This is a genomic window from Streptomyces sp. GbtcB7 (assembly GCF_019091445.1).
Lineage (GTDB): Bacteria > Actinomycetota > Actinomycetes > Streptomycetales > Streptomycetaceae > Streptomyces > Streptomyces mirabilis.
Window position 1 is genome coordinate 1 of record NZ_JAGXJM010000043.1, and the last position, 17405, is coordinate 17405.

The following is a 17405-nucleotide window of genomic DNA, read 5'->3' on the forward strand; positions in this document are numbered from 1 at the left end:
CCCCCTTCGTCAGCGCCGGCCAGAAGATCGAGGCACGCTTCACCGCCCTCGGCCCGGTGTCGGTGACCTTCACCTGAGGAAGACCCGAGGAGACCCTCCATGCCACCTGCCCCCGACCCGTGGCCGGTCGCCGTCATCGGCTCCGGCAACATCGGCACCGACCTGATGACCAAGATCCTGCGCGGTTCCGGCGCGCTGACGATGGGCGCGATGGTCGGCATCGACCCCGCCTCCGACGGTCTGGCCCGCGCCCGCCGCCTGGGCATCGCCACCACCGCCGACGGCGTCGACGGACTCCTGTCCCTGCCCGAATTCGCGGACGTCAAGCTGGTCTTCGACGCCACCTCCGCCTCCGCCCACCGGGCGAACTGGACCAAGCTGGAGCCCACCGGCGTACGGGTCCTCGATCTCACCCCCGCCGCGTTCGGCCCGTACTGCGTGCCGGTGGTGACCCTCGACGCGCATCTCGACGCCCCGAACCTGAACATGTCCCCCTGCGGCGGCCAGGCCACCGTCCCCATGGCCGCCTCCGTCGCCCAAGTCGCCCCCGTCGCCTACGCGGAGATCGTCTCCTCCATCGCCGCCCGGTCCGCCGGGCCCGGCACCCGTGCCAACATCGACGAGTTCACCGAGACCACGTCACGAGCTCTGCGCGAGGTCGCCGGAGCCCGGCGCAGCAAGGCCGTCATCATCCTCAACCCGGCCGAGCCGCCGCTGCTGATGCGCGACACCGTGTACTGCCTGGTCGAGGGCGACTGCGACCACACCGCCATCGAGAACAGCATCCTGGCCATGGCCGAGAAGGTCCACGCCCATGTACCCGGCTACCGGCTCAAACAGCGGGTCCAGTTCGACACATACGGCCCGGACGACCCCCTGCACATCCCGCAGACGGGGAAGTTCACCGGCACCAAGGTGACCGTGATGCTCGAAGTCACCGGCGCCGCCGACCATCTGCCCGCCTACGCCGGGAACCTCGACATCATGACCTCCGCGGCCGTCGCCGCCGCCGAGCGCATCGCCCAGCACACCCAGCACTCCCCGTACGCCCAGCACGCGCAGACCACCGCGGGAGTCGCCCGATGAACCGGCTCCACATCAGCGACGTCACCCTGCGGGACGGTATGCGCGACGCCCACAGCGCGGGCGCGACAGTCGTCCGGGGGGCCACGCACTGCACCGAGGCCGACATCTCCGCCCAGCACATCGCGGCGGCACGGGAGCTGGGCATGGACACCGTCGGCTTCCTGATGATGAGTCACATGACCGACCCGGCCGGCCTCGCCCATCAGGCGAAGCTGATGGAGGGCTACGGCGCCGCCTGCGTCTACGTCGTGGACTCCGGCGGCGCCCTGACCATGCGGGACGTCGCCGAACGCGTCGACGCCTCCCTCGCGGGCATGGGAGCCGGGGCCGGCAACGCGCCCCTGGAGGTGTTCGTCGCCGCCGCCGACAAGCTCGGACTCGCGCACGGCTACGACCTGTTCGCCCTGCAGGACGCGGCCGACGATCTCGTACGACCGCTCCAGGACCGCCCCGTCCAGGTCGACCGCGAGACGCTCACCCTGGGCTACGCCGGCGTGTACTCCAGCTTCCTGCGCCACGCCGAGGCGGCCTCGGCCCGCTACGGCATCCACGCCCGCAGCCTCCTCGTCGAGGTCGGCCGACGCGGCATGGTCGGCGGCCAGGAAGACATGATCACCGACGTGGCCCTCGACCTGCTCACCGCCCAGGAGGCCATGTCATGACCGCCGGGGCAGGCCGGGTCGACGTCCACCAGCACATCGTCCCCGCCTTCTACCGCGGCCTCCTCACCAAGGCGGGCATCGCCGAAGCCGGCGGTCGCGCCCTGCCCGGGTGGAGCCCGCAGGCCGCGCTGGAACTGATGGACCTGCTGGGCACCACCACGGCCATCGTGTCCGTCTCCACCCCCGGCACCGGCTTCCTCACCGACCCGGGCGAGGCCGCCGACCTGGCGCGACGGCTCAACGACTGCTCCGCGTCCCTCGCCGCCGATCACGCGGGCCGTTTCGGGTACTTCGCCACCCTGCCCATGCCCGATACCACCGCCTCCGCCGCCGAAGCCCGGCGGGCGATGGACGAACTCGGCGCCGACGGGGTCACCCTGCTGGCCAACAACCAGGGCGCCTACCTCGGCGCAGGCGGCCAGGACGCGCTGTGGCGGGTCCTGGACGAGCGGGGCGCGGTCGTCTTCGTACACCCCGCCGAGTTGCCTGCACCGGCCGTCCAGGGCATCCCGCCGTTCGCCGCCGACTTCCTCCTGGACACGACCCGGGCCGCGTACCTCCTCGTACGCAACGGCATCGCGCGCACGTACCCGAACATCCGGTTCATCCTCAGCCACGCCGGCGGCTTCGTGCCCTACGCCTCTCACCGCATGGCCGTCGCCATCGCGGGCGACACCGGACGCAGCCCCCTGGACGTGCTGGACGACTTCCGCGGCTTCTACTTCGACACCGCACTGTCCTCCAGTCCCGCCGCCCTGCCCACCCTGCTCGCCTTCGCCCGCCCCGGCCACGTCCTCTTCGGCAGCGACTGGCCCTTCGCCCCCACCCCGGCCGGCCAGTACTTCGCGGGCGGCCTCGACACCGGCGTGGACCCCGACCTCCTCCAGGCCGTCAACCGCGGCAACGCCGAAGCCCTGTTCCCCCGCCTGGCCGCCTCCCCCGCATCGACTCCGGTTCGTCCGGTCCCCACACGCCTGCGCCAGGCCGCCCAACGGGCCGCCGCCCGCCTCGTCTTCAAGCTCGTCCAACCCGGCACCGATTGAGGAAGGTCCCCAAGACCTCCCCCACCCGGAGTCCGAGGAAGCCGAGGAAGGCGTCGCCATCGACCGCGCCCGCGATCACCGCGTGCTGTCGCGATGCGCGTAGCTCTTCAACTGATCCCGGGTGGCCGGGCGTCGATGGCCAGGCTGAGGTCACGCCCGGAAACCAGCGGGTTCGACGTCACCGCGTGCGACAAGATGGGGCTTCCGATCGGTGGAGGGGGCGTTGGGGTGGGTTATGAACTGCAGGCAGTCATCGCCAGAGACGAGGTGCTGCGTGGCGCCTCACGGGACTTGCCTGCCGCTCGGGTGGTCTCTCTCGGCCGGGACCTGTCCCTGATGCCGATGACGGACCAGCTCTTCGATGCTGCAACGGACGGCACCGTGGGCTCTCTGGGGTTCTGGCGGCTTCCGGGAGGGTTCGACAAGCGGCTTGCGGACTGGTCAGCCGCCGGAGTGGTGGCCTATGTGGAAGCGGAGTACTTCGGCGGTGTCGGCGAGCAACGCGCTGCCGTCTGGGCTGATGGGGCCGTCGTACTGGGACCACTCCATGTAGCGGAGGGCCAGCCCTTCGGATCCGTCGGCAGCCCGATCTCGCAGGCCCTCCGGAGGCTGGGGGTGGTGGCAGATGCGGCCACGGACGAGTTCGCAACCGTGGGGCTGGATCGCCATCGGCACAGCGAGGACTGGATTGCTTAGGGCGGCGGCTTCCGGATTCCTGCAGCGATGGGCGGGATGCTGGATCCGCTCGCGGAATCTGCCGATGACTGCGAGAACGCGGACCACACGCCATACGCACACGTCGGCTTCGAGTAGCGCCGCGTCTGCGGCGTAGGGCACGCCGGTCTCGACGTGTAGCGCGGCCGGCATGCTACACGCTCCAGGACTTCGGACTCCATTCGCAAGCCGGTCGCCCAAGTCGTGAGGATCACCAACAACGAGACAGGGAGCGCCGGCAGGCGGCGACTGCCCCGTCCTGAGGCGCTTGATCACTCGCGAGCACTCCGCACGCGCAACATTCGCGGCAAGCGTGGCATGCAGAAGTTCCCTCTGGAACGTCACGAAGTCCTCTGTGGTGTGGCAATCGCGCACGTCCTTGATGAAGCCGATCAGCCGCTCCCCGTTCTCCCAGTGAAACGGGTGCTGCTCAAGGTGTCCAACCGGCCGGAGGGCATATCGGTGAGCATCGGATCCATCGGATCCACGGGAGGAATCCTTCCTGGGAGCAGGCCCCGCTCTCCACTCAATTCGCCGAATTTCGCCCATAGGGCTGGGGAGTCTCGATGGTCCTGGGGAGCGTGCTCTCGCCGCCGTCATGACCTGTGCCGACAGCACGCTCCCCACCACGAGCACTGCCGCGTCTGCGCCGACGCGACCGGACGGGCCGCCGACGCGTGCAGGGGGATACTTGCCGCCGTACGGTCGTGATCTCCCGGCCCGCACGAGTGCCCTTTCGCACACCCCGCCCACTGCGTGAGTCGTTCGGCAGTCGCGGTCAGTTCCCGCCAACTGGCGTGGTTTTTATCATGTGTTGAGCCCGTTTGTCGTGGGCCGCATGCCGGGCATCGTTGACGTGCCGGACCGACCGGCGCGGCGGAAGCGACGAGGTGGCACAGATGGCTGACGTGAACCCGGAACCGATCGCGACCTTCTGCGGCGACTGCAACTGCGGTTGTCCCCAGCTCTTCCTGGACCCGGATGCTCCCGAGGACAAGCGGGTACGCATCACCGACGACTTCGGACAGCAGGTGCAGATGAGCGAGGAGCAGTTCGCCGACCTCGTCGCCCAGGCCAAGGCCGGCGCCCTGGACCGGCTCATGGTGGCGTCGGCCTGACGCCGGCACGACTCCGTGAACGACGACACCCTGGCCGTCGGCGTCCTCCTCTTCGAGGGCGCCGAGGAACTCGACGTCGCCGGGCCTTGGGAGGTACTGGGGTTCTGGGCCGCCCACATCGCGTCGTCTCCGGTGCGGGTCCTGACCCTCGGGCCCAGGGCGGGTGTGGTGCGGTGTGCCAAGGGGCTCGGTCTCGTCGCGGATCACGATCTGACCACGGCACCGCCGCTCGATCTGCTGGTGCATCCCGGAGGTGACGGCACCCGCACCCTGGTGAAGGAGGAGCCACACCTGGCCTGGCTGAGGGAACTGCGTCGGCAGGGAACGGTCTTGGCGAGTGTGTGCACCGGCTCGCTCGTCCTCGCGGCCGCCGGTCTGCTGGCGGACCGGCCGGCCACCACCCACCGGAACCACCTCGACAAGCTTGCGAAGATCGACAGCTCGGTCGACCTACGAGCCGGGCAGCGATACGTCGACGCCGGCGACATCGTCACCTCCGCCGGTGTGTCGGCCGGGATCGACATGGCGCTGCATCTCGTCGGTCGTTTCGGCGGGGCCGAGGAGTGCGAGCTGACCCGGAACGGAATCCAGTACGAGCCGCCCCGCGCGTGACAGGGCGTCACCGCTCCGCAGGCTCGGGCTCGGGCGCGGGCTCCTGGGCGAAGGCGAGCGGCTGGGCGGCATACGTGATGCGGACGACGCCGTCGGGGTGTCGATCCGTGGTGCCCCGTACGCCGAAGACGTCGCACAGGAGGTCCGGTGTCAGGACCTCCAGCACGGGTCCCGCCGCCACCACCGCGCCTTCGTGGAGCACGACGAGGTGGTCGCAGAGCCGGTCGGCCAGGTCGAGGTCGTGCAGGACCGCCAGGGTGGTGATCCCTGTGCTGCGGATCAGGTCCAGGAGCTCGAACCGGGCGCGGATGTCGAGGTGGTTGGTGAGTTCGTCCAGGACCAGGAGCCGGGGTCGTTGGGCGAGGGCGCGAGCCAGCAGGACGCGCTGGCGTTCGCCGCCGGAGAGGGTGGCGTAGTCGCGGCCCGCGAAGGGGCCGACACCGCAGCGCTCGACCGCCTCGGCCACGGCCTCGCGGTCCTCGGCGCCGTCCCGGCCCATCAGCCCGTGGTGAGGCGTGCGCCCCAGGGCGACGATCTCGGTCACGGTCAGGCCCGTCGTGGTGCCGGCATCCTGCAGGACGGCCGCCGTGCGGCGGGCGGCGGTACGAGCAGACAGTTCCCATACGTCGTCGCCGCCCACCCTGACCACGCCGTCGGCCGGCCGCAGCGAGCGGTAGACCGTGCGGAGCAGGGTGGACTTACCGCTGCCGTTGGGGCCCACGAGCCCGACGATGTCGCCCTTGGCGGCCTCCAGGTGCACATCGCGGAGGATCTGCTTGCGGTCCAGGGTGATGTGGAGCTGGTCCACGGTCAGTTTCATACGCCGTCCAGGCTCTTCATACGGTGTCCAGGCCCTCCCATGCGGTGTCCAGGCCTTCATACGGTGTCCAGGCCCTTGTTGCGGCGCAGCAGCCACAGGAAGAAAGGGGCGCCGAGCAGGGCGGTGAGGATGCCCAGCGGCAGTTCGTTGGGGCGGTTGACGGTGCGGGAGAGCAGGTCGACGAGGACCAGGTAGATGGCGCCCAGGAGTGCGGTCAGGGGCAGCAGTCTGCGGTGGTCCGCGCCGGTGGTGAGGCGGACCAGGTGGGGGATCATCAGGCCGACGAAGCCCACGCCGCCGGCAACGGCGATGACGGTGCCGGTGAGCAGCGCGCTGATCACCAGCAGGACGGCGCGCAGCCGGTTGACGTCCACGCCGAGCGCGGTCGCGGACTCGTCGCCGGCCAGCAGGGCGTTGAGGCGACGGCCGAACAGGGTCAGCACGACGGTGCTCGTCAGGACCACCACCGAGACCGTGGGCAGTTGGCTCCACTGGGCGCCGGCGACGCTGCCGAGCATCCAGAACATCACCGTCCGCAGTTCGGTGGGCGTCGCCAGCAACTGGACGAAGCTCGTCACCGACAGCAGGACATAGCCGACCGCGACCCCCGCCAGCACCAGCCGGGTCGGGGCCAGTCGGCCCTGGCGTTGTCCCAGGGCGAAGACCAGGGCCCCGGCCGCGAGGGCCCCGACGAACGCCGCGCCGGACACACCGAGACCGCCCAGCCCGCCGAGCGCGACACCGCCCAGGGTGATGACCAGTACGGCGCCCAGGGAGGCACCGTAGGAGAAGCCCAGGACGACCGGGTCGGCGAGCGGGTTGGAGACCAGGGTCTGGAGCACCGCCCCGGCGACGGCGAGGCCCGCGCCGACCAGAGCGGCCAGGGCGACGCGAGGTGCCCGGAAGGTCCACACGATCTGGTCCAGCGCCGGGTCGCCGGTGGCTCCCCGGCCGGTGACGTGGTGCAGGAGGATTCCCCACACGTCACCCACCGGGATGTTCACCGCGCCGATGCTCACCGCCACCACCATGACGCCGACGAGGACGACCAGCAGGCCGACAACCGCGAGCGGCAGCCGCAGGCGGCTCGGAATCGGACTCGGGCTCAGAACTTGTCGGGGTGCAGCATCTTGGCGACCTTCTCGACGGCCAGGTCGTTGCTGGGGCCGAGGTACATCGAGTCGGACAGGGCCACGTACTTGTTGTTCTTCGCGGCCGGCCACTGGGGGAACTCCTTCAGCAGTTTCTTGGCGTAGGCCGCCGGGTTCGGGTCGTTGTAGCCGATGACGACGAGCGCGTCGACGTCGGTGGCGGCCACCTTCTCCTTGCTCAGGTCGGCGAAGGAGGTCTTGGATGCCGACGCGAAGGCGTTGCTGCCGCCGGCCTTGGCGAGGATGTCGTTGTAGATGCCCTTGGCGACGACCGAGCTGAAGTCGTTGCCGCCCATGGCCATGTTGGAGAACAGGATCATGACCTTGGGCTGCTTGTCGCCCTGCACCTTCGCGGAGACGTCGGCGATGTTCTTCTCCGACGCGGCGATCAGCTTCTCGGCGCGGTCGCTGACGTTGAAGATCCTGCCCATGTCGCGCAGCAGCGTGTAGCTGTCGGCGATGGTCATCTTGGAGGTGTCCTGGTCGCAGCCCTGTGGGGAGACGTAGGTGCCCGCGCCCACCTGCTTGAGCTGGTCTCGGGTGGCGAAGCCGTTCTTCTCGTCGAAGCCGTACGAAGTCGTGGACAGCACCAGGTCAGGCCGCAGCCCGATCATCGCCTCGCGCGGAATGTCGTACGCGTCGTTGAGCTTGACGTCGCCGGTCGGCAGGGCCTTGATGGCCTTGGCGCGGCCCGCCACCTCGGACATCCCGTAGCTCTGCTGGTTGGCGACGATGCGGTCGCCGACGCCGAGGGAGAGCAGCGTGGAGACCTCGGCCACCGAGGCGCCGTTCATCACGACCACCCGGCTGGGCTCCTCGGTGAACTTCTCGGACACCCCACAGTTGTCGAAGGTCACCGGGTAGCCGGACTTCGCAGCCGCCGCGGACGCCTTGCCGCCGGTGGCGGCGCCGTTGTCGGTCGACGAGTCGGCGCATGCCGTCGTGACCAGACAGAGGGCGCCGGCCAGGGCGACGGCGACCGGCCGTTTATTCGACATGCTGGCTCCTTGTTACGGGGTGTTCGTGAGGCGTCGGGTTCTGTTGCAGTAGTCGGGGGGTGGAGCCCCTGAGTTCCCGGACATGCCCAACTACCTTGCGGGCGTGGCGGAGTGGAACTGTTTCCCGGCCGGGGCGGGCAGGGTTCCGGTGGTGACGCAGTGGTCGAGGTAGCGGAAGATGAGGTCGCGGTCGACGGGCGGGCAGGTGATGCCGCTGCCGCGCAGACCGTGCACGACGTTGTCGGCGCGGACGCGTCCCAGGCGCAGGTCGGGCCCGGTCGCGTCGTCGGCGTTCGCGTCCCAGGAGTCGAAGAAGGCGAGCGTGGTCGCCGCCACGCCGGACCCATCGGAGTCGCCGGAGTCACCGGACGAGCGGGGCAGTTCGGCACGCCACCGGGCCAACGGCATACGCCGCAGCGGGTAGCCGTACTCCTCCAGCCAGTCGTACACGTCACCCAGTCTCACCAGCTCGCCGGCGGCGTGGTTGAAGACGATCGCGCCCGGTGCGGGCTGTCCGAGGCAGAGGTGGACGAGGGCCTGGGCGACGTGGTCGACGGGCGTCCAGGTCTCCTCCTCGAACAGGTCGGGGACGATGCCGGCGGGAGCCCCCGCGCGCACCACGCTCCAGAGGAAATCCCGCTCGTTCACGTAACCGGTGGTGTACGGGCCGACGATTCGACCGAGCCGGTGCACGGTGACCGGCAGGCCCCTCTCCGCGGCTTGTTCCAGCAGGCGCTCGGCCGCCCACTTCGACTGCTGGTAGCCGTAGCGCAGTCCGGGATGGGCCGGGAGGAACGCCTCCGGTACCTCCGGGGCGAGGGCGAGGGGCGGGGCGACGGAGAGGGTCGACACGAAGTGCAGGGGGGTCGAGCGCACGGCCGCCATGCGCAGCAGGTCCCGGGTGGACTCGGTGTTGGCGGCGCGGAGGGTGGCGTACTCGCGCATGATGCTGACGGTCGCCGCATTGTGGATGATCGCCCCGCAGGTGTGGGCGAGTTCGGCGAAGAGCGCGTCGTCCAGGCCGAGGTGGGGGCGGGTGAGGTCCGCGGGGACCGCCGTGATGCGTTGGCGCGCCGCGTCCGGGAGGTTGATCAGGTGGGTTTCCAGGGCCTGGTGGATGCGGGCGGTGGCCTCGGCGGGGCTCGCGGCGCGAACGGTGCAGACGACCTCCGCGCCGGTGCTCGTCAGGAGTTCGGCCAGCAGGTGTACGCCGACGAAGCCGGTGGCGCCGGTGAGCAGGACTCTGTCCGGTGTGCCGCTCGCCCGGGGGCCGTCGCCGGGGCGGATGTCCGGATCGAGGACGGTGTCGGCGAGCAAGGCTGCCGGAAGGCCGGGAGCGGCCGGTCGAGGCTGCTCCCGTTGCTCCAGGAAGATCGCCAACTCGGCGGGGGTCGGGTACTGGAAGAGCCAGGCGACCTTCACGTCACGGCGCAGTTCGACGCCGAGGCGGTTGGCGACCTGGATGGCCTGGAGCGAGTGGGCCCCCAGGTCGAACACGTCGTCCCGCGCGGAGACGGCGGCCACGCCGAGCGCCTGTTGCCAGACGGCGGAGATGGTGCGCTCCAGTGTGCTGTCGGAAGAGGCCGCCCACACATCGGGGGCGGGTGCCGTCGTGGCGAGCGCGTTCCTGTCGATCTTCCCTGAGCTCGTCCGGGGCAGGCGGTCACGAAACTCGACGGCCGCCGGGATCATCGCCGCGGGCAGCGTCTTCCGGAGGTGGTCGCGGATCCCCGCCACCGCCGGGGCGGGCCCGTCCGGGACGACGTACGCGACCAAGCGCCGCGTCCCATCCCCCAGCACCTGCCCTACGACAGCCGTGCCACGGACTCCCGGGTGACTGAGGAGGGCGCCCTCGACCTCGGCCGGGTGCACACGATGTCCGCTGATCTTGAACTCGGTGTCCGACCGGCCCAGGTAGCGCAGTTGCCCGTCGTCGCCGATCCGTACGAGGTCGCCTGTGCGGTAGGCGCGGGGTGCTCCGGGGAGCTGGTCGAGAGGGGCGAAGCGGGAGGTGTCCGGTGGCCGGTCTCCGCGGTAGCCGAGGGCCAGGTTGTCGCCCAGGAGGTGGAGTTCGCCGTCGACGACCGCGGCTCGGGTGCCGGGCAGCGGCAGCCCGATGGGCACGTCTCCCGGGGCGAGCGAGGGGTCGTGGAGGTCGGCTACGGTGGCGACCACGGTGGCCTCGGTCGGGCCGTAGGTGTTCAGCAGCCGGACCGACGTCCCGACGGCCTTGCACCAGCGGTCGACCCGCTCGGGGAGGGCCGCCTCGCCGCCGATGACGACGGTGCGCACGTCGGCGGGCAGAGTGACGGCGCCGGTCGAGACGGCGTAGGCGAGTTCGTGCCAGTAGGCCGTGGGCAGGTCGAGGAAGCTGATCCGCAGCCGTGCGCAGGCCTCCAGGAACCCGGGGACCGACTCGGTCATGTCGTCGCCGCGGACGACGAGCGTGGCTCCCGCGCACAGCGTGAGGAAGATTTCCTCGACGCTGGTGTCGAAGTGCAGAGGGGCGAACTGCAGGACGCGGTCCCGGCGGTGAAGGCCGTAGCGGTGCGTGGCGCCTGCGACGAAGTGCGCGAGGGCGCGGTGGCCGATCTCGACGCCCTTGGGGCGCCCTGTGGAGCCCGAGGTGTGGAGGACATAGGCGAGGTCCTCCGGCGTCGTCGTCGGTGTCGTCGGCTGGGCCGCTCCGGACTCGGGTTCCGGCTGGTCGTATCGCAGAACGATCCGGTCCCCGAAGTCGTCGGCGTAGGAGTTGGTGGTGAGGACCAGGGCCGGTCGGGCGTCGTCCAGTAGTTCCGCCCTGCGGGCCGGGGGCGCCGTCGGATCGAGCGGGCAGTAGGCGGCACCGGAGAGCAGGACGCCGAGGATGGCGGTGATCGCGTCGATGCCGCGCGGCAGAACGACGGCCACCAGGTCGCCGTGGCCGACCCGGCGGGCAGCCAGTCGGCGGGCGAGCGCACGTGCCGACCCGAAGAGTTGGGCATACGTGATGCAGTCGCCGTCGTGCGCGACGGCGACGGAGCCGCCTCGTCGGGCGGCGTGGTCGGCGATCAGGCCGAGGACCGGGCGGACGGGGCCGGGCAGCGGCCCGCCGTCCAGTACCGGGACGGGCTCGCGTGCACGCAGATCGCCGAGCACCCGGTCGGGGGCGGCGACTGCCTCCCCGAGCAGGGAGAGCAGTCCCTCCTGGAATACGGCGACGTCCGCCTCGTCGTAGAGGTCGGGGTTGGCGTCCACGGCGATGCGCAGTCCCCCGCCCTCGGAATGGTCGTAGACGTTGACCGACAGGTCGTCGACGGGACCCGCGGAGACGTTGTGCACCGTGCTGCGGTGTCCGGCGAACCGCAGGTCGTACTCGAAGGGCATGATGTTGACGCCGGGACCGGACAGCCGGCGCTGTCCGCCGACGAGCTTGAGGTCGCGCCGCAGTTGTTCGTAGCGGTAGCGCTGGTGCGGCAGTCCGGCGCGGAGCTCGCGGGAGATCCGGGCCGCGAGGTCGCGCAGGCTGTCCGACCGGGTGACCGCGACGCGCAGGGGCAGGATGTTGCGCACCATGCAGGGAACGCGCAGCGATACGGAGCCCAGGCGTCCCATCGCCGGCAGGCTGAGGACGATCTCCGGTGCGCCGGTCGCATGGTGCAGCTGGGCCGCCGTCACGGCCAACAGCACCTCGGACCAGGTGAGTTTCAGGTCCCGGGCAACGGCGCGCAGGGCCTCCGTCTCCGTCGCGTCGAGCTCTGCCACCCGCCGGTGGAACGTGCGCGCGGGCAGGGCCGTACGGCCGGCGGGTGTCGCCACGGGCGGCCGGTCCGCGAACCGGTCCGCCCAGTAGGCGCGGGCCTTGGCGAAGCGGGGCGACTCCTGGTAGGCGCGTTCCTCGTCCCGCACCGCGGCCAGGGTGCCGAAACCGCTGTCCGCCACCGGCTCGCCCGCCGCCAGGGCCGTGTAGACCTGGGCGACTCGGCGAGCGACCAGCGACAGGCCGAAGCCGTCGAGGGCGATGTGGTGCACGCGGTGGTACCAGAGGTACTGCTCCGGTGCGATGCGCAGCAGGGCGTGGCCGAAGACGGGGCCGCGCGCGAGGTCGACGGGGCGGCCCATGTCCTCGCCCATCCAGGCCAGGGCCGCCGCGTGCGGGTCCAGCTCGGTGGTGAGGTCGGCCGTGTGCAGGCGCCAGTCGCCGGCCGGGGCGTCCGTCTGCCAGGGGCGGCCCTGGTCGTCGACGACGAAGGCGACGTTCAGGGCCTCCGTCTCCGCGACGACGTGGTGCAGGGCCGCATCGAAGACGGCCGTGTCCACCGGTCCGTCGATGAGCACGTACTCGGCCGTGTTGTACGCGGGACTGTCCGGGTCGAGCTGCTGGCCGTTCCAGATCCCTTCCTGGGCGGCCAGCAACGGATGACGCCGCACTGTGTCATCCATGTCGCTGTCATGCGTCGGCATGGTCCGCTCCCCTCTGCCGTGCGGAGAGCAGCTGCCACCACTGGGCGAACGAGGTGCACTCGGCGAGTTCGACGAAGGTCACCTCCGCGCCGGTCTCCCGCCACCGTTCGAGGAGGGTGACGATGCGCAGGGAGTCCAGTCCGGCGTCTATGGGGTTCTCTTCGAGGTCGACTTCGTCGGGCCGCTGGTACAGAAACTCCGCCAGGTCCGCGCGGAAGCCCTCCAGCGTGAGGGGAGCAGGCATGTCGTTCTCTCTCAATCCGGCCTGGTGGAAGGTCAGTTGACCTTGCGTGTGGAGTCGCCCCAGAAGCGGTCGCGCAGCTCGCGGCGCAGGATCTTCCCGCTGGGGTTGCGCGGGACGCTGTCGATGAACTCGTAGCGGGCGGGCAGCTTGAAGCTCGCGAGCCGCGGGACGAGAAAGGTGTGCAGGTCCCGGGGGCTGGGCTGCTGCCCGGGCGCGGGGACGACGAAGGCGTGCACGTACTCGCCCCAGCGTTCGTCGGGGGCGCCGACGACGACGGCCTCCGCCACGCCAGGGTGGTGCTCCAGTACGTTCTCGATCTCGGCGGGGTAGACGTTCTCGCCGGCGACGAGGATGGCGTCCTTGATGCGGTCGCGGATGAAGATGTAGCCGTCCTCGTCGATGTATCCGGCGTCCCCGGTGTGGATCCAGCCGTCGACGAGGGTCTCGGCGGTCTTGTCGGGCAGTCCCCAGTACTCGACCATGTGGGCCGGCGTGGCCAGGCAGACCTCCCCGACCGCGCCCGGCGGAAGTTCGCGCCCCTCGCCGTCGATCACCTTGCTGCCCACTCCCGGATACGGCCGCCCTGCCGCCTGCATGAGGGAACCGCCGGGGACATGGGCGGCCGGTGGCAGGCAGACGGCGGTGTTTCCGGTCTCGGTGAGGCCGTAGATCTGGGCGAACTCGCAGTCGAGAACGGCGAGGCTCTCCTCCAGCAGTGCCTCGGAGATGGGGGAACCGCCGTAGACGGTCTTGCGCAGGGTGGTGAAGTCCTTGGCGCCGCCATCGGGTTCGGTCAGCATCATGCGGAGCATGGCCGGGACGACGCAGGCGGTGGTGATGCCGAGGTCGCGGATGAGGTCGACGGCCTGGCGTGCGGCGAAGGCCCGCATCACGACGATCGTGGTTCCGGCGTTGAAGTTCTGCGTGGCCCACCACAGGCCGCCGACGTGGAATCCGGGGATGCCGATCAGCGCGATGTCACCGGCGCGCCAGTCGATCCAGTCCAGCCCCTCGCTCGCCAGCGCGTCGCGGATCGCGAAGAAGCTGCGGTGGGCGAGCACGACGCCCTTGGGCAGACCGGTGGTGCCGCTGGTGTAGAGCTGGGCGACAGGGGTGTCGGGGGTGACGTGCAGTGTCGGGTCGGTGTCGGGGTGGGATGCCTTCCAGAGGGCGAAGGGCACTCCGAGCTCGACGACCGTGTCGGGGGGCGCGGTCGGCATCTTCTCGACGATCGGCCCGAACTCCTCCTCCAGGAAGAGCAGTCGGGTCCCGGAGTCCCGCAGGATGTGGCTGACCTCGGGGGCGGTGAGCCGCCAGTTGACGGGGACGAGCACGGTGCCGCTCTTGGCGCAGCCGAAGAAGATCTCGTAGTAGTGCTCGGACTCCTTGCCGAGGTACGCGACCCGGTCGCCCGGCGTGAGTCCGGCGGCCTGGAGGGCGTGGGCGATGCGGTTGCTCTCGCGGTGCAGTTGCTCGTACGTCACCGTGCGGCCCTCGAAGAGAACCGCGGGGGTCGTGGGCTGGTGGTGTGCGTGGAAGCTCGTGGTCTGGACGAGTGTCTCGAGCTCCGGGTGGTGGAGCCTGTCCGTGGACATGGGGGTCTCCGTCCTCTCTTGCCGCTGGGTGGGGTTGCAGAGGGCGCGTCAGGGGACGTTGACGAACGCCAGGATGGCCTCGCCGTCGCACCGGCCCGAGTCCGCGTCCCAGTAGCGGAAGGCGGTCTCGACGTGGAGGAACGGGCTGCCGCCTGCCGGGGCGCGCCGGGTGACGGACCGGAATTCCATCTCCCCGGAGAACGCACGGGGGTTGACGGGTCGCCGGAAGTTGGAGGCGAAGCGGGCGATCAGGATGTCCGGGAGCTGGTGCTTCCAGAAGTCGTCCAGTGTCCAGGATTCGAACCCTGTGCCCAGCCCTTCCTTCACGGACTTGGCGACGAGGTAATACATCATCTGGTTGTAGCAGATGTTCACCTCGACGGAATTCAGGTGGCCGGTGTCGTCGATGTAGCACGACTCCGGAATCGCGAATTCGCAGCGGGCAAGGGCTCGTCCGGTATCGCTCTCGGTCACGACGGCCGAGCGGAGGTATTTGCAGTGGTCCTTGTAGGGCACCAGAACCTGCGCCAACAGGTCCTCGTCCGTGGGGTGCCAGGCCATGGAGGGGGCCGTCATGCCGCCTTGATCCCGTCGTGGAGCTTGCGCTCGTCGTGCACGGTGACGCGGTAGGAGACGGTCGGCTCGGGGGTGGTCGTGTGCCGGGCGCGATGGATGAGGCTGCGGTTGTCCCAGACCAGCAGGTCGCCCTGTTCGAAACCCTGCAGGTGGATGTTGTCGTGCTCGAAGGTCTCGTCGAGCTGGCCGGTGGCCTCGAACAGGCGCCCAAGCAGCTCGTCGTCGAGCGGCTTGCCGTCCTGGTCCTCGATGCCGACGGTGAAGCCCTCGCTGATGTAGAGGACTGTCTCCCCGGTCAAGGGGTGGGTGAACGTGGTCGGCTGGAGGACGGCCGGGGTCTTCCGTTCGACCTCTTCGATGATCTCGGAGATCGGCCGGTAGACGTCGTGGGGCCGGATCTTGAAGTACTTGCGCACCGAGTGCCGGCAGTACGTTCCGCCGATCTCCTTCTTGAGTTCCTCGGGCAGCCTGCCGTACGCCCGCCCCATGTCGATGAAATACGTGCCGCGGTTCTTCTCGGGAATGACCTGGGGGTAGATCAGGGTGATTCCGAAGGGGTCCGGCATGAACTGGTAGTCGGCGTGCCAGAACTTTCCGGTCTTCGGTACGCCTATCTGCTTTCCGTTCTCCGGCACGTTGGAGGAGACGAATATCTCCGTGACCTCCGGGTGGTGGTACATCGGCTCGTAGTAGGTCTCCGGGCGGCCCAGCCGCTTGCCGAGTTCGAGGAACTCCTGGGGAGAGAGGTCCTGGCCCTTCAGGACGGCGATCTTCTTGGTGTAGACGGTGCTTTTGAGCGCGTCGATGTCGGCGGACGAGGCGGTGGCATGGTCGAAGCCCTCGACCGTCGCGCCGATCGCGGTGCCGGGCTGCTCATTGATCCGCATGGGTGCTGCCTTTCGTGGGGAGGGGAGAGCGGAGGAAGTCAGACAGCCGCTTGACGGGCGTCGACGAGCCCGGCGAGGTCGCCGAGGGTGAGGTCGGGCCGGAATTCGTCGTCGCCGACGGCCACACCGAGGTCGCGCTCGATGCGGATGCTGATCTCGACCATCGTCAGCGAGTCGACGCCCAGTTCGGCGAAGGTCGCCTCACGGCTGATCCGGTCGGCCGGGGCGTCGTGCAGCCTCGCGAGGATCTCGACCAGCTGGTCGTAGGTGGTGCTCATGACGTCGTCCGTTCTCCTTGGTCGTACGGATGGGCCGGTACGTCGTGCGGATGGGGCGGTTGGTCGTACAGATGAGGCGGTTGGTCGTACCGATGGGCCGGCGCGGGGAGCGTGGGCCAGGTCAGGAGGCAGGAGCCCCAGGTGAGGCCGCCTCCGAAGGCGGTGAGCAGAAGCCGGGCGCCGGGCCGGAGCGCCTGGCGGGCAGCCGTGTCGGCGAGGGCGAGCGGGATGGACGCGGCGCCCGTGTTGCCGACGGACTCGACATGGGTCACGCACCGCTCGCGAGGGAGACCGAGGTCGTCGGCCACCGAGTGCAGGATCCTCAGATTGGCCTGGTGGGGTACGAAGTGGTCGACGTCGTCGATCTTCCAGCCGGCCCGGGACAGCGTGGCGCGCGCCGACTCGGCCATGCGCGTCACGGCGTGCCGGTAGACCTCCTTGCCTCGCATGGCGAAGTGCCGGTCCTGGCGGCTGGGTTCGCCCGGTCGGGAGCGCTGTCGGGAGCCGCCGGCCGCGACCGTGATCAGGTCCTCGTGGGCGCCGTCGCTGCCGAGGTCGAAGTGGCCGACCGCGCCGGGCTCGTCGGGGTGTCCGGCGCGCAGGACGACGGCTCCCGCGCCGTCGCCGAAGATGATCTCGTTGGCCCGGTCGAGGGGATCCACGATCGTGGAGTAGGTGTCCGCCCCGATGAGCAGGACCCGTTCGGCCACGCCGGCCGCGATGAGCCCGGCGGCCGAGGCGAGGCCGTAGACGAACCCGGTACACACGGCGCTGATGTCGAAGGCGGCCGCCCCCGTCAGACCGAGCCGTGCGGCGACCGCGGGCGCGGTGGCCGGGCAGCTGCGGTCCGGGGTCGTCGTGGCGACGACGACTGCGTCGACCCTGTCTGTCGCGGCGGCGAGTGCCCGGCGGCCGGCTTCGACGGCCAGGTCGGACGTCGACTGTCCGGGGTCGACGACGTGCCGTCGGCGGATCCCGGTCCGGGTCCGGATCCATGCGTCGTCGGTGTCGAGCCGTCGCGCGAGGTGCTCGTTGGTCACCACGCGGGACGGCACCCATCCGGCCAGCCCGCACAGGACGGCGGCCGGAGGAGCGTAAGAGCCCGCGGCGGTAGGGGACATGGGGATTCTCCTGGCATGACGGAGGACGGGCCGTAAGGCCCGGACACGGAATTGGGA

General features: G+C 70.2%; 15 protein-coding genes and 1 pseudogene. 6 read left to right on the top strand and 10 right to left on the bottom strand.

The window, feature by feature from the left end; genetic code table 11:
- Positions 1-99 precede the first annotated feature (99 nt).
- The 6 genes and pseudogenes from KVT44_RS45610 (at position 100) to KVT44_RS45635 (ending at position 5235) form a co-directional block, all read left to right on the top strand.
- On the top strand, positions 100-1086 hold the full coding sequence (locus tag KVT44_RS45610; RefSeq protein WP_217574010.1) for an acetaldehyde dehydrogenase (acetylating): 987 nt from the start codon (positions 100-102) through the stop codon (positions 1084-1086).
- Between the two features lie 23 nt (positions 1087-1109).
- A pseudogene (locus tag KVT44_RS45615) lies at positions 1110-1748 on the top strand (4-hydroxy-2-oxovalerate aldolase); the annotation flags it as partial.
- The gene (locus KVT44_RS45620; RefSeq protein WP_217574012.1) at positions 1745-2791 is read left to right on the top strand and encodes an amidohydrolase family protein; all 1047 of its coding nucleotides are present in this window, start codon (positions 1745-1747) and stop codon (positions 2789-2791) included. The pseudogene KVT44_RS45615 and the gene KVT44_RS45620, both read left to right, overlap by 4 nt.
- A gap of 93 nt (positions 2792-2884) precedes the next feature.
- Complete coding sequence (locus KVT44_RS45625; RefSeq protein WP_217574014.1) at positions 2885-3487, top strand: hypothetical protein; 603 nt, start codon at positions 2885-2887, stop codon at positions 3485-3487.
- A 917-nt stretch (positions 3488-4404) separates the two neighbouring features.
- Positions 4405-4623, top strand: a complete 219-nt coding sequence (locus tag KVT44_RS45630) for a hypothetical protein (RefSeq protein WP_190174175.1) — start codon at positions 4405-4407, stop codon at positions 4621-4623.
- 15 nt (positions 4624-4638) lie between these two features.
- Complete coding sequence (locus KVT44_RS45635; RefSeq protein WP_217574016.1) at positions 4639-5235, top strand: DJ-1/PfpI family protein; 597 nt, start codon at positions 4639-4641, stop codon at positions 5233-5235.
- A gap of 7 nt (positions 5236-5242) precedes the next feature.
- On the opposite strand, the gene KVT44_RS45640 is transcribed toward KVT44_RS45635, so the two are convergent.
- The 10 genes from KVT44_RS45640 to KVT44_RS45685 all read right to left on the bottom strand — a co-directional run bounded on the left by KVT44_RS45640 (position 5243) and on the right by KVT44_RS45685 (position 17348).
- Positions 5243-6055, bottom strand: coding sequence for an ABC transporter ATP-binding protein (locus KVT44_RS45640; RefSeq protein WP_217574018.1), 813 nt, complete (start codon positions 6053-6055; stop codon positions 5243-5245).
- Positions 6056-6111: 56 nt separating this feature from the next.
- The gene (locus KVT44_RS45645) at positions 6112-7086 is read right to left on the bottom strand and encodes an iron ABC transporter permease (RefSeq protein WP_190174173.1); all 975 of its coding nucleotides are present in this window, start codon (positions 7084-7086) and stop codon (positions 6112-6114) included.
- Between the two features lie 74 nt (positions 7087-7160).
- A complete protein-coding gene (locus KVT44_RS45650; protein ID WP_217574020.1) occupies positions 7161-8204 on the bottom strand; it encodes an ABC transporter substrate-binding protein in 1044 nt (347 codons plus the stop codon).
- A 90-nt stretch (positions 8205-8294) separates the two neighbouring features.
- Positions 8295-12647, bottom strand: coding sequence for an amino acid adenylation domain-containing protein (locus KVT44_RS45655; RefSeq protein ID WP_254650790.1), 4353 nt, complete (start codon positions 12645-12647; stop codon positions 8295-8297).
- On the bottom strand, positions 12634-12891 hold the full coding sequence (locus tag KVT44_RS45660) for a phosphopantetheine-binding protein (RefSeq protein ID WP_217574022.1): 258 nt from the start codon (positions 12889-12891) through the stop codon (positions 12634-12636). The genes KVT44_RS45655 and KVT44_RS45660 overlap by 14 nt, the downstream gene beginning before the upstream one ends.
- Positions 12892-12923: 32 nt before the next feature.
- Positions 12924-14486 carry a fatty acid--CoA ligase gene (locus tag KVT44_RS45665; RefSeq protein ID WP_217574024.1) on the bottom strand — a complete coding sequence of 521 codons (1563 nt, stop codon included), beginning with the start codon at positions 14484-14486 and terminating at the stop codon, positions 12924-12926.
- Positions 14487-14534: 48 nt separating this feature from the next.
- Positions 14535-15062: an FcoT family thioesterase gene (locus tag KVT44_RS45670; RefSeq protein ID WP_254650791.1), complete on the bottom strand. Its 528-nt coding sequence runs from the start codon at positions 15060-15062 to the stop codon at positions 14535-14537.
- Positions 15059-15949, bottom strand: coding sequence for a TauD/TfdA family dioxygenase (locus tag KVT44_RS45675; protein WP_217574026.1), 891 nt, complete (start codon positions 15947-15949; stop codon positions 15059-15061). Before KVT44_RS45675 ends, KVT44_RS45670 begins: the two co-directional genes overlap by 4 nt.
- Positions 15950-15987: 38 nt before the next feature.
- Positions 15988-16227 carry an acyl carrier protein gene (locus KVT44_RS45680; RefSeq protein WP_217574028.1) on the bottom strand — a complete coding sequence of 80 codons (240 nt, stop codon included), beginning with the start codon at positions 16225-16227 and terminating at the stop codon, positions 15988-15990.
- Entirely contained in the window at positions 16224-17348 is a 1125-nt protein-coding gene (locus tag KVT44_RS45685; RefSeq protein WP_254650792.1) for a beta-ketoacyl-ACP synthase III, read from the bottom strand. Before KVT44_RS45685 ends, KVT44_RS45680 begins: the two co-directional genes overlap by 4 nt.
- Between the last annotated feature and the right edge of the window lie 57 nt (positions 17349-17405).